Raw genomic sequence first — 18,704 nt, 5'->3', positions numbered from 1 at the left:
TGTTTGAAAACATTACCTACACCTTGCTGAGAGCGCATTATTGACAGTAAGTAACAAACATAGCAAATATTGGATAAATAATTGATAAAACCTCAAATTACATCGAATTGATAGTATTTCTAGCGCTAAGTTTTTGCTTTATTTATTTTAGAAAGGTTTGTTTGTCATTCGTATCATCAAACATTTATCTCTGTTATTAGTTGCTAGACTGACTGATAGAAAAATATACTTATATCGTCAAACGGAGAATAATACTAATGAATAAAACGACCTCTACACCCTCTACCCTACTTGAACTCGCTGGCGGCACATTCGATACGCTTGACTGGTCAAATTGCACGCTGGTTCTTATCGACTATCAAAACGAATACGTCGATGGCGCTATGCCATTAGGGGACGCTGGGGCAAAAGCCATCGCCAATGCGCGCCTAGTACTCGATAAAGCGCGTCAGCAAGATTTACCTATCTTCCACATTACCCATCATGGCGCCAAGAATGGCAATGTCTTTGATCCTTTATCAGCTAATGTTGAGATAGTCGAGCAATTGCAGCCGCAAGATGGCGAAACAGTAATTGCCAAAAAGCATCCGAATGCCTTTTATGATACGCAATTACAACCACTGATTTCAGCAGCAGAAAAAAAGCAGATCATTTTTGCGGGTTTTATGAGTCATATGTGCGTCAGCTCAAGCGTCCGCGCCGCATTTGACTTAGGTTTCGATAGTTTTGTCTGCCATGATGCCTGTGCCACTCGCGACCTACCTAGCGCTAATAGAGAGCCGATAAGCGCTGAAATCATGCATAACACTGCCATGGCAGCACTACAAGACAGATTTGCCGCGATGGTAACGACCGATGAATTGGTCAATGGCTAATATGTTGGCATCATCGAAAAATGATAATGTAACCGCTAAACCATAGCGTAAGTTAGCACAGCATAATAATTCAAACGTATTACCTAAGCCTTGCTAACTGCGCATGATTATCGCAATATGCTACACTACTGTGATTGCTCAACAGACCAAATAATCTAATAATCTGACAGGTATAAGCAGTCATACAAATCCTGCAATTTTCATAACTCTAATAAGGATAACTATATGAATATCAAATTATCTCAGCATTTACCAAAGACTCATACGCAGAAAATCCTGAAAAAAGAAGCCAAAAGTAAAGACGATGCTTGTCTGGTTGTATTGGTCGATGACAAGAAAAATATTCTGGCTGAATCTGTGCTGACCGAATATACCGCTCGCATTGAGCAGTTGATTGAAGTATCACATTTCAAGGGCACTACCTGTGAGACTGTTGCTGACTATGCGCTGGCAGGTGATAAAAAGACCACTAAGCAAAACCCTGTACAACTGCTGTTGGTCGGTGTAGGTAACACTGATAAATTCAACAACACCGTACTTCAAAAAATCGCCAATACTATCTATAGCAGCACTCAAAAGCGTGTGTCTTCTATCACTGTCGCCTTGGGTGATGCACTGGAAGAAAACCATTTTGGTCAATTTGCCCTTAATCTGTTGGCAGCTAGCTACCGCTTTGACAAGTATAAGTCTGAGCAAGCGAGTCCTGTATTGACTGATGTTTATCTGTTAGCTGATGAGTCACTACAGCCTGCGCTAGCATTTGCTCAGTCAGTATTTGCTGGTCAGAGCCTCACTCGTGATGTGGCCAATGAGCCTGGTAATATCTGCTTCCCAGCTTATATGGCAGAACAAGCTCAAGAACTTGCAAAAACGTACCCTGATCTACTAACCGTGAAGGTACTAGGTGAGGACGAGATGTCAGCGCTAGGTATGCATTGCTTCTTGGCCGTTGCACAAGGCTCCACCAAAGAAGGCAAGCTGGTACTCATGGAGTACCGTGGTAAATCAGAATTTAGTTCAGATGCAGGCACTACCGAGCAAACTACCAGCAACGCAAAAGTGAATGGTCTAAAGGCATTAGCCGATAAACTACCAACCAAAAAGTCAGCTAAAAATGCAAGCAAAAATAGCAATGACAATACACAAGCGACCAATGACGACGCACCTATCGTATTAGTCGGTAAAGGCGTGACCTTTGATTCAGGCGGTATCTCAATCAAGCCAGGTGCAGCGATGGATGAGATGAAGTTTGACATGGGTGGTTCGGCATCAGTACTTGGTACGATTAAAGCGTTGTGCGAAGCGCGTCTACCGATCAACGTCGTTGGTGCGCTAGCCTGTGCTGAAAACATGCCATCAGGTGATGCCACGCGTCCAGGCGATATCGTTAAAGCGATGAATGGTAAATCAGTTGAAATCTTGAACACTGATGCTGAAGGTCGTTTAGTACTAGCAGATACTTTGTGCTACGTGCAGCGTTATCAGCCAAAAGCCATCATCGATGTTGCCACCTTGACTGGCGCTTGTGTGGTTGCACTAGGCCATGTGCGTTCAGCCGTATTTAGTAATGATGAAGATGTGCTGTTTGATTTAGAAAATGCCAGCAACCTATCAGGCGATCTTATCTGGCATATGCCTTTAGATGACGAGTATCAAGCTCAGATTGATTCACCAATCGCTGACATGCAAAATATCGGTGGTAAAGGTGCTGGCGCGGTAACTGCCGCCTGCTTCTTATCGCGTTTCATTGAAGAAGGTCAAGCATGGGCCCATTTAGACATCGCTGGTACTGCATGGAACTCAGGCAAAGACAAAGCAGCCACTGGACGTCCTGTACCACTGTTTATGCAATATCTAAAAAACAGCGCAGAGATGGCTTAATCCATTTATGAAAATTAGTTTTTATGTATTAAGTGAAAGTAAGGCCCAAGATTTCTTGGGCTTTATTTGTCAGCTGACTCAGACGGCGCTTAACAAAAGCGCTCAGTCTTTGCTGATTTTAATTGAAGATGAGACATTACTAGCAAATCTAGATACGGCACTTTGGGCACAAGATTCTACGAGTTTTATACCGCATCAATGTCTTTCTGATAATGACAATAAAAGTACCGATGATAGAGGTACTGATGATAGCAACATCGCTACTCATAAATCATTAGCGCCTGTACTACTAGGCAATCATATGCCAGCAGATTTTAATGGTATCGTGCTCAATACGACAACACGTCCGGTCAACGATTTTATGGCCGCTACTAATAATTCAAAACCCTCCCGAGTCCTTGAGTTGATCCGACCTGATGCTACAAGTACCCAAGAAGGTCGCAATAAATATAAAGCCTACCAGCAATTAGGTTACGATCTGACCCACTTTAAGGTGTAGCTCTGCCGGTTATTTTCCCTCGTATCTTTTTCTATTTTTGCAGCAAAACATACTCCTTACGCTATATATTCCTAATTCTGCTTTCTTATGAATGAAGTATTTTGAGTAGTCAGCTCTTGCCTATAGGTGCTGCATTCTTTTTTATACTAGTTGTACAACTCTACTATTCCTCTATTTGCATGCGACAGCTACTGCTATGAGCGGTATGCGAATATGCCAAAAAATGCTACCATCCTTCGATAAATTTTCTGTTGTGACAATTCACTTACTTTTAACGGACTTGAGGGTGTACAGATGCGTTCATTAATTGCGATGTATCAGCGTATAGGGCTGGTGCCGCTTATTATTATTGGTTTGGTATTAGGGGTATTGATTGGTTGGCTGGCGCCAAGTATCGGCACCGCCATAGGGTTGCTTGGTACACTCTTTGTCGGCGCACTAAAAGCAGTCGCTCCCATCCTAGTATTTATTCTGGTTATGGCAGCAATTAGTCAACATCGCAGTGGCAATGAAGTCTACGTAAAGCCGGTGCTTATTATGTACATGTTCGGCACTTTTTTGGCAGCGCTAACAGCAGTCGGTGCCAGCTTTTTATTCCCGACTGAGCTGGTCTTGATCAACGCCGATATCGCACAAGTACCACCTGCTGACCTAAAAGAAGTCTTGACGAACTTGCTCATGAACTTGGTCGCTAACCCGATCAATGCAATCGCTGAAGCCAACTACATTGGTATCTTAGCATGGGCAATTATTATTGGTTTTGCATTGCGCCAAGCCAGTGATACTGCTCGTAATGTTGTCGGTGATTTCGCTGATGCCATCTCACAAGTGGTTAAATGGATTATTGCTTTAGCCCCATTTGGTATCTTAGGCCTAGTCGCTAGCACGGTTGCTGAGACAGGCTTTGCTTCTTTGGCAGGCTACGCGCGTATCTTAATGGTATTAATCAGCTGTATGTTATTCATTGCGTTGGTCGCCAATCCGCTTATCGTCCTTATTAAAACGGGCAAAAATCCTTATCCACTCGTGTTCAGATGTCTGCGCGAATCAGGAATTACCGCCTTCTTTACGCGCAGTTCAGCGGCCAATATTCCAGTCAATATGAACCTTGCCCGTAAGCTTGGATTGCATGAAGACACTTATTCGGTGACCATTCCACTAGGTGCCACTATCAATATGGCTGGTGCTGCGATTACCATTAATGTCTTAACGCTTGCTGCTGCTCATACGTTGGGTATCGAAGTGACGTTTGCATCAGCGCTGCTACTCAGTCTGGTTGCTACGATTAGTGCTTGCGGTGCTTCTGGTGTTGCCGGTGGTTCATTACTATTGATTCCGCTCGCTGCTAGCTTATTTAGCATTCCAAATGATATCGCGATGCAAGTGGTTGCGATTGGCTTTATCATCGGTGTGATTCAGGATTCAGCTGAGACTGCCTTGAACTCTTCTACTGATGTATTATTTACAGCAGCAGCTGATCCGACGTATTCGCGTTAATTTTTGCTGAAGTGTTTTCTATAAATATTAAAAAGGGCCTTTAAAGGGCCCTTTTTTTATGTGTTATTTTAATTATTTGGTTACTTTAGATTGTCTATGTCGACTTCGATGACTGGTGTTTGCTGCTCTATTTGACGTTTGAGTTGGCGCAGTTGCTCAACCTCATCTAACAGCTCAAGTATCAATCCAATGGCAGGTACGCTGGCTTCAAAATCACGACTCAATCGCGATGCACGGCGCACTGTCGTCAGCTGATAACCAGTAAACTTCTCATGCTCTGGTACATCATATTCAATGATATTTTCTTCGATTAATTCGATGACCCATTGGCGCTCTTGGCCACAGGCAGAGACCAGTTCATCTAAGCTCATGATGATGTCTGTAAATTCAGTCGAGTGGTTCATAGCTATTATCCTCGTTTTCTCTTTATTTCATCGGTATCGTGTTCATCTCTGCTATTCGTTTATTACTTCAGTAATAAGTAACGGTTATTCATAATCTTGTTTAACGACTAATATTGGTATCAGCAAAGGCTTGTTTTAGCTGCTCATAAGCCTGTCTCGACGCATCACTACTGACATCAGGATTGACAATATTTAGAGTTAGATACAAGTCGCCTGCTTGCTTAGCAGGGATACCTTTGCCTTTGAGACGTAAATTGCTACCGGACTTGCTATTCTTAGGAATGGTCACACCAAGCATACCCGCTGGCGTACTGACGTTGATTTTTTCACCCAATGCCGCTTCCCACGGTGCAATATTCACAGTTTGATAAACGTCTGCACCTTCTATACGAATATTGGCATCATGACGAATTTTAACCTTCAAAAACAAATCACCATTTTTGCCATTACTGCCACCAGCAGCACCTTGCCCTGCTAAACGAATTTGCTTACCATCAGTGATACCTTTAGGAATTTTGATCTTAAGGGTTTTATTGTCGTAGTCGACATTGCCATTGGGCTGACGAACAGGGACGTTTAACTTAATGCTGTAGTCGTCGCCACTATAGACTGAAGATAAATCAACGGTAATCTCGGCATGCTGATCTTGACCTTTGCTATCTTGCGTCCCAAAGCCGCCACCAAATTGATCGAAGCCGCTGCTTTGAGAGCGACTGCCCGTTTGTCCACCAGTTGACCCACGTGCGCCGCGACCAAATGCTGAAAAAATGTCATCGAAGCGAAAACCACCATCACCAAAGGCCTCACCGTCACCAAACTGATCTTTGACATCTTCCCAGCGAAAACCACTTTGACCTGCGCCGGTTTGCCCACTGCCCCCAAACCCACTTGATCTATTTTGACCCGCAAACGGATTATTGAGCATAGCGTCATATTCAGCGCGCTTGTCTTTATCTCTGATCGTTTCGTAAGCATTGTTTATTTCTGCAATCTTATTATCAGCATCTGGATGATCACTGACATCAGGATGGTATTGACGAACGAGCTTACGGTATTTTTTTTTGATATCAGCGTCTGAGGCGTCTTTTTTGACCCCTAAAATGTCATAGTAGTTTTTCTCTGCCATGTTATTTTCCCCAAAATAAAAACATATTAGTGGTATCAGTCTGCCAATTTCAAACGATACGGTATAAACGGCTACTAGATTTTACTATAGCAATTTTTGTAGCCTACTTATCATCATAACAATAATTACAACAAACACCGTTATATAAATATTACCAGTAATGATGCCAAGCCATAGCAGCATCTATCGTATTTGAATCACCTAACACTACGCTATTATCGGCCATCACAGTGTCTGAATATGTCATTATAAGTCTGGCGTCGTTATTCTTTGATAGCTGCTGGCGTAATATCAATTTGGCAACATCAATAGCAGCGCGCCCTTCTCGCTTTGAAGTTACGTAAGACAATTCAGCACTTTGGTTATTACGTTTCATACGTAAGCCAAGCTCAATACCGATATCTGCGTGTCTATCTTGATCATGGACCGTCGCATTGACCATACCATAGCCAAGTATATGTTTACCAAACTTAGCGCCTGCGCCAACGCCAGCTTGTGCGTAAGGGCTATGCCGATTGCCAGTAAACATGTCTGTACGAGCGCCTGTTTTCAGTTGCCAAGACAGTTTAGGTTCGCCCGATAACGGTTGTCTAAGATCTTCAATCTGCTGCATATCCAAAAATACGAAATCCGTCAATGTCCATTGATACTCATCAAAGTTATAACCCAGTGACACTTTTACGGCTTCAAAATGCTTATCAATATCTGTATGAGCGTTAAGTGGGTCTTTTACAAATAACGATAAACCAACTTCTGCCCTCTCGTCAGATAAAACGACGGTAGTCTGCGTGGTTTTGTTACTCAATGCTGGAGAGGGTTTGTTCGGTACAGGCAGCTGAGCCAAACCATTGCTAGCTGGTAGCGCAAAACGCTGACTGAGCAATTCGCTTTTGAAAGCTCGCTGCTTCAGTGTATTGTCTTGGGTGATTTTATAAGTACGATGTAAGATCAGAAAATCAAGCGCAACCGCCCTATCGTCCGCGTTTAAAGTAGCAAGCGGGGCAGTGCTTTCTGTACGAATGACAGAGTTTATGACGGCTTGTATTGGCTTAGATAATTGTACAAACTTCTCGCGCAGTTGCGTTTGTTCAGAGGGCAAATAGCGTACTGAAGACACTAAGGAATCAGCGCCGTTGTCGTGTTCTAATAGCTGATCGAATACATAGTCTGGCGCATACCAAGGACCTACTCGCTCAGTCGTTTTTATGTCGCTTATCAGCTCAAGTATCTCTCCTGAGCGATAACCACAATTTTGTTTGATAAAATAATAGTCAAATCGAGCAGACTTTGCTTCGTACAAATGATAGTTCAATAATTGTGTTTCAAAGGCATCTAGATTGAGCACGTACTCCCACATATCACGTTGCTCGTTCTTGGAGTATACCGCGTCTTGTTTAAAAAATTCCGTCTCTGAAAACCCAGCATCATAAAACCCAAATAGTCCTTTTAGCGCGTACATTGCACCGTTCTCATTTTCTGGAATACGAGCGCCGAAGTTGTATGAATTATTAAGTAAGTCCTCGCTAGATAGCTCTCTAACATCACTGTTCGTATTATTTATATTATCTATAGACGTGTTGGTTTTGACCAGTACATGACCAAATGAAGAAGCTGGGTTTTTTAAATAGCTGCTTACTAGGATCAGGCTTATTTCTTGATTCGCATCGGGTAATTTTGAGCAGTTTTTGAGATCGACGTTCAGTTCTGGTAAATGATGATTAAGCCATAAATATCTGGCTGGATACTTACAAACTACGCCCTCATTATTCATTTGCTCTATCGTTGCTATAAGCTCTGCATAGGAGTCAAAATTACGTTTCGAACGAGGCTTAGGATTGGTTAAATAAAAATCTGGTGAGATGACTTCAGCCTTGCCATTTTTATAAAACAATAAATGTTGCCACTGGGAGTGCTTAGCCAATGATTTTAGTTTTATGGGGTCAATAGCGGTATCTTTTTGAGAGTTCCGGTTTTGCTCTTGTATCTGCGAGTCAGTGAGTCGTTGTACGCTTTGCACAATATCTGACAAGTTCTCGGGCTCACTTGAAGTCATATCTACTGCGATAGACGAAGCATTACTAGAAGAGAATTTATTTTCTTTATCTACTGTTACTGGATCTGAAGCATAGGCATTCGTTTCATCAACTTCCGCATTGCAAATAGTCGTTGCAGCCAAGCAAGCCACCCATAAAAACATTTTTTGCATTTTATTTAGATACCATAAATACATGAGCAATAAAAAACACGTAAGCACTAGGTTTACGTGTTTTTATCATTAAATTATCAAAATTTTGAGTATTAAACTAAAAACTTAATACCTAGCACTTTCAATATTTAGATAGTACAGCTTTGCTTAACGATGCTAAATAGCGTCTCAGCATTTTGATCTTGCGTAGCAGTACGATAGGCAGAAGTCTGAGTATATTGACCATACTGTGCGCGTACGCTAGCGGCTGAATCACAGTTAGCAACACTTTGTAGGGCAGATAAATGAGCACCTTGGCCTGAAGCTAAGTCTTTTTCCACACTTGGGAATGCTTCTTTGATCAAAACAGCTGCTCTAACATTACCACCTTGGCAAGTAGCAGGAGACATAGAGTCAGAGGTAGCAGCTGTTGTACCTAAATCCCAAGTCACGTTAGAGATAATAGCAAGGATAGGGCTTGAATTACCAAACAAAGCGCCACCAAGACCACACTCCTTATATACTTGCTCGATAGTACGACCAGTTTCTGCCGTTTTAAAGCTAGAACCAAGATCAGCATTCGCTGTACTAAACGGAATCATTGCCGCGACAACTGAAGCGAACGCAATTTTCTTTAACATAAAACTTCCTCGAAAGACGATAAAAAATAGATTATTTGACAAAAAATCAAACTTATTATGAGTATATTTGATAGATACTCTAGAATAATGTTTAACCTTATGCATTCTACAAAATAGTAAGAATATAGCAAGGTTTTTTTACATTATATTATCTATTTTGAATTGGGCTTTCATAACGGTAATTATGCTATATCGATAGATTTGGTCTTTATATATTACCTATTTATATTGTGTGATTGGCTTTCCAGTATTTTGTCGGCTTCTTTATGAGAATCACTCTTTATAAGTCTAATTTTAGTACCTACGTCATCATTATTCTTGCTAAAAAATAGCTATTTTTCCTTAAAAAACAGGTATTTGACCTCGTGAGTTTTTTACACGGCAGTAATAATATGACAAGCTAGCTCTTGTAGAATCCTCTATTATTCATACTCATAGGGAGTATAGATAACGTAGGCAAGAGCATCTGTCTATTTTATTAATTGCTTAAAGGTATTAAATGTCTTATTTAATCAAGTCTTTGGTTGTCACTTTATCGCTACTAGTTAGCACCACAGTTTTTGCAGCCAATACCAGTTACTACGGCAGTAAGTTTCATGGCAAGCGCACAGCGAGTGGTAGTATCTTCAACATGAACTCTTTAACCGCTGCACATCGCACGTTACCGTTCGGTACGAAGGTACAAGTAACCAATCAAAAGACAAAGCAGAGCGTCGTTGTAAAAATCACGGACAGAGGACCTTTTATTAGAGGTCGTATCCTTGATTTATCAAAAGCCGCTGCTGGTGAAATAAACTGTCAGCTTTGTACGACCACGATGGAAATACTGTCGTACGGCGATGGCAAATATCGTAAGGAATAATGTAATAAAAAAGGGATGGCTTATGCCATCCCTTTTTTATGTCTGCTTATATAACTAACTATCTAGAACGCTTTATGCGAACTTAGCTTCCATCTCTTCTAAAGTCGTCATTGATAGTAGTAACTTCTCTTCATTATCACTATGCTGCTGCTGTAGCGCTGTTTGCTCATTGAGTAACACAAGCAAGTCAGACTTACGACTCTCTTCGTACAGATCTGTATCAGCCAGTTTTTCTTCAAGCGTTACGAGCTGCTTATCAATCTTAGCCAATGTCTTTTCTATTTCTTCTATCTCGCGGCGGATAGGTGCTGTCATTTTACGTTGTTCAGCGGCTAGCTTACGCTGCTCTTCTTTACTAAGTGCAGGTGTCGCCGCTTTACTGTTTGACGAAGTATCAGATGACTTGTTGTTTACTTGGCTATTATCTGTTTCACGTGAAACAAACTTCTTACTCTCTTTTTTGCTTTTTTTCTTACCAGTATTTTTATCTGATGCGTTCTCTTGCTTGCGCTTCTCTGCTAGCCACTTACCATAGTCACCAATGTCGCCATCGAACTCTTCGATGATACCATCATGTACTAGATACAGCTCATCACAGACATTAGCAATCAATTCTCGATCATGCGAGACTAGTACCACTGCGCCCTTAAAACCTTGCAAGGCGATAGTCAATGCTTGACGCATTTGTAAGTCTAAATGGTTGGTTGGCTCATCGAGTACAAGGACGTTTGGACGCTGCCAGACGATAAGTGCCAAGGTCAAACGCGCGCGCTCACCACCGGAGAAGAGCTCGCTTGGTGTATCAATACGCTCACCGCGGAAGTCAAAGCTACCCAAAAATGAGCGTAGCATCGCATCAGAGGTTTTACCCGCTAGCCGACGTAACATCTCTATAGGCGTTGCTTTGGCATCTAGGATATCCATTTGATGCTGATTGAAATAGCCTAGCTTTAGGGTATCCGAAACACGATACTTCCCTGTTAGTACGCCAAGCTCACCAACTAATGCTTTAATCAGCGTTGATTTACCAGCGCCGTTCATACCCAATAAGCCAAGACGGGTGTCAGGGGTTACCTGTACATTGGCATTGTGTAGAAGCGGTGTCTCACTATAGCCAATATCTGCGTTGGTCAGCTCAATCAGTGGTGAGCTCATGTTTGCTGGCTCATAGAATTGGAATGAGAACGGATTGTCAGCCATCATTGGTGACAGCTCTGCCATACGCTCTAACTGCTTAATACGGCTCTGTGCTTGCTTAGCTTTACTGGCTTTAGCACGGAAACGACGAATAAAGTCATCCAAGTGCGCTTTAGTCGCTTCTTGCTTCTCAAACGCTTGCTGCTGCTGCGCCATACGCTCGTGACGGGTACGAATAAACTGCTGATAGTTACCAGTATATAGGGTGATTTTTTGTTGCTCTACATGCAGGATATGACCGACGGTTGCATCTAGAAATGCCTGATCATGCGAGATGACGATAACCAGGCCCATATAGGCATTGATCCATGTTTCAAGCCACAAGATAGCGTCCAAGTCCAAATGGTTGGTTGGCTCATCGAGTAACATCAAATCAGCACGGCTCATCAAGGTTTTGGCGAGGTTTAAGCGCATACGCCAACCACCAGAAAACCCTTCTACTGGCAGTTCATGCTGGCTAGTCTTAAAACCAAGACCTGCCATAATTTGTGCTGCTTTGGTCGGCGTACGATATCCGTCGATTTCATCGAACTGCTGGTGTAGCACACCAATTTGCTCATCACTGACACTGCTCAAATCATTTAGCGCAGCATTAATTTCATACCACTGCTCATCACCGCTCAATACATAATCGATTGCAGACTGCGTCGTAGCACCAACTTCCTGTGCCATGTGCGCCACATGCCAGCTATCAGGAATACTGACTTCACCTTTATCAAGGGTGACCTCTGTATCGCCTGTACCCATCTGCGTCAGTAATAGCGCAAATAAAGTAGATTTGCCTGTGCCGTTGTTGCCCGTCAGTCCAACTTTGTGACCTGGATGGAGCTGAAAGCTTGCACCTGCAAACAATTCACGACCATCACGGCGAACACCAACGTCTTTAAATTCGATCATATAATTTCTTCATCTCAACAATAATATAGATATAGGGCAATAAGAAACACACATAGGGTATGCCAACTGGCGGCTATTATTTCAAACGCTCGCCCCATAGGCAAACAATTAAATAACTATTTCAAAACTAAGTATTTATTACGCTAAATCCCTTAAGTTGCACAAGCGACTCTTGAGCTCATACATGGTTGTTACTATTATAAAGGTTATGGCCGTAAAATACCGTAATATGACTAATAAGCTTTAAGACTGTCTAATATTATTAAGTAGTGTTTTATATAGTCATACGCTATTTAGTCACACGCTATTATTTTTTAGTCTGGTTATTGGTTTAGCCCATTGACGCAATTGTTTGAAAAAATACAATATCAAAATTAGATCACTGCTATTCATTAGTAAAATTCAGTAGTTACATCACTCTTGACAAACGAATCAGCACCCCCATTATGATATACTGCTAAAAGATAAGTACCCACCATCAATAGAGCCAATAAAATATTGTAGTGGCACAAATACTATTTTGAAATTGCACAAACAGCTTATAATGCACCAATAGCTTTGCCATAATGACAGCACCCAATTAAATCAAACGCCGTGCGTATCTTTATTTGCAAGTACCCTATTGCAAACCCAAACAGGACGACGACCGCATTTGATCCTAGCAACTGAGGTAGATATGAACGAATCAGCCAACCAATTTAGTCCAAGCTCAAGCCAACCAGTAGACCCAACCGTATTAAGCCTAACTGATAGTGCGGCGCAAAAAGTACGCCGTCTACGCGAAGAAGAAGGCGATAGCGATCTTATGTTACGTGTCTATGTGACAGGTGGCGGTTGTTCTGGTTTCTCTTACGGGTTTAACTTTGCCAATGATCTAAACGAAGACGATGCCAATTTTGATAATGGTGATGTGACGTTAGTCGTCGATTCGCTAAGCTATCAATACTTGCAAGGCTCGACCGTTGACTATACTGAAGGACTGGAAGGGGCACGTTTTGTGGTGACCAATCCAAATGCCACGACCACGTGCGGCTGCGGTTCGTCATTCTCTATATAAGCCAAATAGACGCGGTCGCGCTATGATTATTCAGATAATGCGATAGTGTGCGAACACTATGTCAAATGGCTTGTAGGCATAATGAACAAAGCATCTATCTCTCAGGTAGATGCTTTTTTTATCAAACTGTCTGGCTAGAATAACGCTATATTCGAGATGAATTTGTATTAAAAACAGGGTCAAAATCCTCACAAATCGCTTTGCCTAAAGCTTATCGTATTTGTAATTGTCCGTGGTTTTCAAGACAGCTTTGAGCTAAACTGACGGAATTATTGACCTAACATTTACCTATTTTATGGACAAACGCTTATCGTGTTTTGATCCGCCATAATAAATAACAATAGATGACTATTATGAGTAATTTTGCGAGTAGCTTTGTTAATTTCGAGATCCCTAATTGGTTTGATAGCCAACACTTAACGGGTATGCTCCGCGGTATTGAAAAAGAGGGCCTGCGCGTAAAGCCTGATGGTTTCTTGGCACAGACCCCGCATCCAGCCAAACTTGGATCAAAACTTACCCATCCTTTTATTACTACCGATTACTCAGAAAGTCTGCTTGAGCTCATCACTGAACCAAAATCCTCACCAAAAGAGACCCTCAATATGCTGCGCCAATTGCACGTATTGGTCTATCAGGGCATACCTGAAGGTGAGCTGATGTGGCCATTATCGATGCCTTGTATGTTGTCTTCTAAAGATGAAGATATTCCACTAGCTGATTATGGTAGCTCTAATACGGGTAAGCTAAAAACCCTATATCGTAGTGGCCTTGGTATCCGCTATGGTCGCCGCATGCAGACGATTGCTGGTCTACATTACAACTTGTCTTTTGGTGATACGTTGTTTGAGACATGGCAAGCCCAAACATCGACTGCCCAAAACCAGACATTGACAGAGTTCAAAAACGAGAAATACTTAGGGTTGATTCGTAACTTTAAACGTCTAACCAGCCTTGTTTTATATTTACTGGGTGCCAGTCCGAGCGTATGTCCTTGTTTCTTGGCAGGGCGTGAGCACGATTTAGAATTGCTCAATGATTCGACCTATTACAAACCTGCTGCGACTAGCCTGCGTATGGGCAAGCTTGGCTATACAAATAGCGTGCAAGAGCAGCTTGATATCCGTTACAACTATCTGCCAGAGTATGTCGATGGTCTACGCCGTGCCATTCAAACGCCGCACGAGAGCTTTGCTAAGCTTGGCTTAGAAGACGAAGATGGTAACCCGATCCAAATTAACAATCATATTCTACAAATAGAAAACGAGTACTACAGCCCTATTCGTCCTAAACAAATCGCAATGAGCGGTGAAACACCAACCGAAGCGCTTGAGCGTCGCGGTATCGCTTATGTTGAGTTCCGCGCTATCGATCTTGATCCATATAGTGATGTTGGTATTCGCCTCTCTAGCGCTTGTTTCTTGGAAGTGATGGCGCTGTACTGTCTGTTCAGTGACTCACCAGACCTGCTACCTGAAGAAGAAGATACGCTCGCTATCAATCTTGAGCGTGTGGTCAATGAAGGTCGCCGTGATGACTTGCATATTATCAATAATGGCCAAGAGCAGTCACTTGAAAGCTGGATGCTAACGCATTTAGAGCGTATGCAGCCGCTTGCTGCATTGCTTGATGCTCACTACGGTGGTAACGATTACCGCGCGGCTGTAGCATTGATGCAAGGCAAAGCAGGACACTCTGAGTCGACTATCTCTGCACAAGTAAATTCCGATAGCAAACGCTTAGGCAGCTTATGGCAGCTTGGATTTACGTTGGCTCAGCAGCATCGCGAGTCTTTATTACAGCAGACACTTAGTCCAAATACTCAAGCTAAATACGAAGTATTGGCAGAAAAATCTATCTTACAGCAAGCTGAGATTGAGCAGTCTGAAACAGAAGACTTTGCGGAATTTTTACAGCAGTATCGCTAAGTTGCTAGTTATTAATTACTAAGTCCTGACTGTTTAATCTGGATTGCTACCCCACATCTATTATAGATAAACCCATAAGAGTAACCGCACAATGCGACAGCTAACCACTTACCGTAACCTGCAAGTATTTTTGGTGATAATGGCCGTGATAGGCATGAGCTTTGCGCTGTTTTATTTACAGCGTCATTTAGGGCTTTCACCTTGCCCGCTCTGTATTTTTCAGCGTGTTGGCTTGATCGTCATGGGCGGTTTTGCCCTGATATCAGCGTTGTTTAATCCTAAGTCTAAAGTGATAAGACTACTATTATGGCTTGGTAGCCTATTAGGTATCGGCTGGGCAACCGCAGTAGCAGCACGCCATGTATGGCTGCAACACTTGCCTGCTGACCAAGTACCTTCTTGTGGTCCAGGACTGAACTATTGGCTTGATACCCTCCCTATCTTACAAGTATTCAAAGAAGTATTTGCAGGATCTGGCGAATGTGCCTCTATTGATTGGACGCTTATGGGATTGAGTATCCCTGAGCAGTCGTTGATTCTATTTAGTATGCTGCTGATCGTACATGTCTTGATATTAATGCGTATCGTAAAATCTGCCAATTAGTATCTTATGACTTAATAAAACGTTAGGTTTCTTTCCTAGTTCTGCTTTTAAAATAGACATTGCTATCTTCGATACAATGTCTGTTTTTTTATCTACTATTAACCTGCCCTTATAAACCATATTAGCGTTACCAACAGGACTTTCTACTACCTATTCATGTCTTTTAGATATATGGGCAACAACAAAAAGCCCACAGAGATAATTTGAAGCCTTTGATATCTTTAGTCAGCTTACCTTATAAACGGATAAGCATTAGATATTTGCCGCTTTCTACTCATAAGCTATCTGTATTTTGAATATAAGATAATGCTATCAAGTTCTTAATTTATATTATTACTACGCGCCCATGCCTTATTATCCTTATCTTTGACAATGGCTTTACGTTGTCGATAGTATAGATGAGCTTGAAAAATACTTGTTAAAAACTGTTTTTGGTATGACCATGATATATTTTGCTCCCGTTCGCTCTACCACGCTTGCTATCGTAAAACGGTGGCGTCCTTCGTTACTTGTAGCGTCACTATGTGTGCTACTCGTAGGCTGTGATAGTGCCTCGTCCAATACCGATAAAGACATGGTATCTACGTTTGCGTCGACTGGTTCTGAATCGCAGGAGGCTTCACAATCATTGCAAGATGACAATATTGAGAGTGCTGAGCTAGCGAATGATGATGAGACAGGCGAAATGGTGGAAGGGCAATCATTAATTGCTGCTGCTCAGTCAAATAAAGATACCTATGCAGACAGCTCTATGGAGCGATCAGAAGCAAAAAGCAGTATGCTGCAAGCGACATTGATGGGCGATTATGGCGGTATGGTCTCTTGTATAGATTGCGACAGTATCGACGTTACACTGAACCTATTCGCTGATGGTTCCGTACTAAAATCAAGTTATTATCATAATCCTGAAAAACCAAAAACACCTCTACTCGAATCGGGTATCTACCGACAAGACAATGATAAGATCACCATTGTCTATGAAGGAAAAAATATCGAGACCTATCATATCCAAGACAACCACTTGATACGGATTGATGAACACGATAATTTAGAGGATGACTATACGTTATCTCGCAAATAAAAGCGTCATCATGCTAACTATTAGTTGGCGTATCGCTACATACTAAAATGACCAAATTACATTAGCTACATAGCGCCTACTTGTTAGGCGTTTTTTATTGGTCATCGAACAGGGTTTACTTTACAATGATTGCTTGTTTGCCCAGCTGATGTGTTGGTCATTGTTTATCAAAGCGTTTATTTTTACTGATGACAGCTAGGCACCTCATACTTTATTTTATCCGCTTTCTATTCTTTTCATTCAAGCGCGTACGGAACGTCTATGCATATTCATATCCTTGGTATTTGTGGTACTTTTATGGGCTCACTGGCATTGCTAGCACGTGCGCTTGGACATACGGTCACGGGTTCAGATGCCAATGTCTATCCTCCTATGTCCACTCAGCTCGAAAATGCTGGCGTGACTATCGAAGAGGGCTACCTAGTAGAGCACTTGCAACCAATGCCAGACTTAGTCGTCGTTGGGAACGCGATGAAGCGCGGCATGGATGTGATTGAGTATATGCTAGATAATGGCTTGCGCTATACCTCAGGTCCGCAGTTTTTATCTGAGCAAGTATTGCAGTCACGCCACGTAATCGCTGTTGCAGGGACTCATGGTAAGACCACAACCACGACTATGCTTGCGTGGATATTACATTATGCTGGTATCGATGCAGGGTTTTTGATTGGCGGTGTACCATTGGTTGATACGACTGACAAGCATTTGCAGCAAGTGTTCGCGCACAGCAGCTATTTGGGTGCTGATAAAAGCGCTGATGATAAAGCTGGTTACTTTGTGATTGAAGCAGATGAGTATGATTCTGCCTTCTTTGATAAGCGCTCAAAGTTCGTTCACTATCGTCCGCGTACTGCTATTTTGAATAACCTTGAGTTTGATCATGCAGACATTTTTGCAGATCTTAATGCGATACAAACTCAGTTCCATCATATGGTGCGTATGATTCCTAGCACTGGCAAAATCATTATGCCAGCCGCGACCATCAGTTTAGAAGATACGCTAGCGAAAGGGGTTTGGACACCTATCTGGCGTACTGCTGTCATCGACTCTACTTTAGATGATACTAGCGAAAATGCGCGTGCTCTAAAAGATAGTAGCGACTGGCAGGCTGAGCTGATTCAAGAAGACGGTAGTAAGTTCAAAGTTAGTTTTGCCGCTAATGAAGATGCCTCTGCCGTTGTAAACTGGTCAATGAGCGGTATCCATAACGTCAATAACGCGTTAGTTGCTGTGGCTGCGGCCTATGATGTTGGCGTCAGTGTTGAGACTGCTTGTGCTGCTTTATCAGATTTCGCTGGTATCAAGCGTCGGATGGAGCTGATCGGCGACGTCAATGATATCTTAGTCTTTGATGATTTTGCCCATCATCCAACGGCTATTACGACCACATTGGATGGTGCCAAAAAGAAGCTGTCTGATAGACGCATTTGGGCTATCATTGAGCCGCGTAGCAACACTATGAAAATGGGTATTCATCAAGACAGCTTGGCTCAATCAGCGGCACTTGCTGACTACACATTATGGTACGAGCCTACCGGTTTGGAATGGGGCTTAAAAGAGGTCATCGAACAAGCTAAGTCTACTAGCGACTCTATCGGCAACCAACAAGTGCTATCAAGCATTGATGCTATCATTGAGCATATCAGCGGTCATGCAAAAGCAGGTGATGCGATTGTGGTTATGTCAAATGGCGGTTTTGAAGGGATTCATCAGCGTTTATTAACGGCATTGCATAACGGTTAACGCTTCTAGCTAAGATAAAGAAGCAGCTCTTCTTATTTTTCTCTATACAAACGCAGCTCATCTAATAGATGGCTGCGTTTTTTATTTCTAATATTTACATATCTTCATTATATGGATTCAGCCTTACAAGTACCACGTTGATAAACGCTGTTAGCACCACTGCTACCTTTGTAACCTTTCGTTTACTTATTGCTCTTACTCAATAGCAAATCGGACTTTTTCCTCAC

15 protein-coding genes are annotated in these 18,704 nt (G+C 42.3%); 10 read left to right on the top strand and 5 right to left on the bottom strand.

Annotated features, from left to right (window positions below; genetic code table 11):
* Positions 1–257: 257 nt before the first annotated feature.
* From CXF60_RS06885 to sstT, 4 genes are all read left to right on the top strand, one after another.
* Complete coding sequence (locus CXF60_RS06885; RefSeq protein WP_102091343.1) at positions 258–875, top strand: cysteine hydrolase family protein; 618 nt, start codon at positions 258–260, stop codon at positions 873–875.
* 225 nt (positions 876–1,100) lie between these two features.
* Positions 1,101–2,756: a leucyl aminopeptidase gene (locus CXF60_RS06880; RefSeq protein WP_102091342.1), complete on the top strand. Its 1,656-nt coding sequence runs from the start codon at positions 1,101–1,103 to the stop codon at positions 2,754–2,756.
* Positions 2,757–2,763: 7 nt separating this feature from the next.
* On the top strand, positions 2,764–3,255 hold the full coding sequence (locus CXF60_RS06875; protein WP_102091341.1) for a DNA polymerase III subunit chi: 492 nt from the start codon (positions 2,764–2,766) through the stop codon (positions 3,253–3,255).
* Positions 3,256–3,549: 294 nt separating this feature from the next.
* Positions 3,550–4,752, top strand: coding sequence for a serine/threonine transporter SstT (gene sstT / locus CXF60_RS06870; RefSeq protein WP_057757687.1), 1,203 nt, complete (start codon positions 3,550–3,552; stop codon positions 4,750–4,752).
* An 80-nt stretch (positions 4,753–4,832) separates the two neighbouring features.
* On the opposite strand, the gene CXF60_RS06865 is transcribed toward sstT, so the two are convergent.
* The 4 genes from CXF60_RS06865 to CXF60_RS06850 all read right to left on the bottom strand — a co-directional run bounded on the left by CXF60_RS06865 (position 4,833) and on the right by CXF60_RS06850 (position 9,108).
* Positions 4,833–5,156, bottom strand: coding sequence for a chaperone modulator CbpM (locus CXF60_RS06865; RefSeq protein ID WP_102083164.1), 324 nt, complete (start codon positions 5,154–5,156; stop codon positions 4,833–4,835).
* A gap of 100 nt (positions 5,157–5,256) precedes the next feature.
* Positions 5,257–6,282: a DnaJ C-terminal domain-containing protein gene (locus CXF60_RS06860; protein ID WP_102091340.1), complete on the bottom strand. Its 1,026-nt coding sequence runs from the start codon at positions 6,280–6,282 to the stop codon at positions 5,257–5,259.
* Between the two features lie 151 nt (positions 6,283–6,433).
* A complete protein-coding gene (locus CXF60_RS06855) occupies positions 6,434–8,458 on the bottom strand; it encodes an Lnb N-terminal periplasmic domain-containing protein (RefSeq protein ID WP_180958112.1) in 2,025 nt (674 codons plus the stop codon).
* A gap of 158 nt (positions 8,459–8,616) precedes the next feature.
* Positions 8,617–9,108 carry a DUF3015 family protein gene (locus CXF60_RS06850; RefSeq protein ID WP_102091338.1) on the bottom strand — a complete coding sequence of 164 codons (492 nt, stop codon included), beginning with the start codon at positions 9,106–9,108 and terminating at the stop codon, positions 8,617–8,619.
* Between the two features lie 499 nt (positions 9,109–9,607).
* Here CXF60_RS06850 and CXF60_RS06845 point away from each other — a divergent pair, with 499 nt between their 5' ends.
* On the top strand, positions 9,608–9,970 hold the full coding sequence (locus CXF60_RS06845; protein WP_102091337.1) for a septal ring lytic transglycosylase RlpA family protein: 363 nt from the start codon (positions 9,608–9,610) through the stop codon (positions 9,968–9,970).
* Between the two features lie 72 nt (positions 9,971–10,042).
* Here CXF60_RS06845 and CXF60_RS06840 read toward each other — a convergent pair whose 3' ends face one another.
* Entirely contained in the window at positions 10,043–12,064 is a 2,022-nt protein-coding gene (locus tag CXF60_RS06840) for an ATP-binding cassette domain-containing protein (RefSeq protein WP_102091336.1), read from the bottom strand.
* Between the two features lie 676 nt (positions 12,065–12,740).
* On the opposite strand from CXF60_RS06840, the gene erpA reads away from it, so the two are divergent.
* The 5 genes from erpA to mpl all read left to right on the top strand — a co-directional run bounded on the left by erpA (position 12,741) and on the right by mpl (position 18,477).
* The gene (erpA, locus tag CXF60_RS06835; RefSeq protein WP_057757666.1) at positions 12,741–13,121 is read left to right on the top strand and encodes an iron-sulfur cluster insertion protein ErpA; all 381 of its coding nucleotides are present in this window, start codon (positions 12,741–12,743) and stop codon (positions 13,119–13,121) included.
* Positions 13,122–13,474: 353 nt separating this feature from the next.
* Positions 13,475–15,049: a glutamate--cysteine ligase gene (gshA, locus tag CXF60_RS06830; RefSeq protein ID WP_102091335.1), complete on the top strand. Its 1,575-nt coding sequence runs from the start codon at positions 13,475–13,477 to the stop codon at positions 15,047–15,049.
* Between the two features lie 91 nt (positions 15,050–15,140).
* Positions 15,141–15,653 (top strand): disulfide bond formation protein B, encoded by a 513-nt coding sequence (locus tag CXF60_RS06825; protein WP_102091334.1) that lies wholly within the window; start codon positions 15,141–15,143, stop codon positions 15,651–15,653.
* A gap of 436 nt (positions 15,654–16,089) precedes the next feature.
* Complete coding sequence (locus CXF60_RS06820) at positions 16,090–16,734, top strand: copper resistance protein NlpE N-terminal domain-containing protein (protein ID WP_228707061.1); 645 nt, start codon at positions 16,090–16,092, stop codon at positions 16,732–16,734.
* 261 nt (positions 16,735–16,995) lie between these two features.
* Positions 16,996–18,477, top strand: coding sequence for a UDP-N-acetylmuramate:L-alanyl-gamma-D-glutamyl-meso-diaminopimelate ligase (mpl, locus tag CXF60_RS06815; RefSeq protein WP_102091332.1), 1,482 nt, complete (start codon positions 16,996–16,998; stop codon positions 18,475–18,477).
* Positions 18,478–18,704: the final 227 nt, after the last annotated feature.

The sequence above is a fragment of the Psychrobacter sp. 4Bb genome (assembly GCF_002836735.1).
Taxonomy (GTDB): domain Bacteria; phylum Pseudomonadota; class Gammaproteobacteria; order Pseudomonadales; family Moraxellaceae; genus Psychrobacter.
The sequence above is the reverse complement of the archived record's forward strand: the minus strand, read 5'-3'. Positions and strand labels throughout refer to the sequence as shown.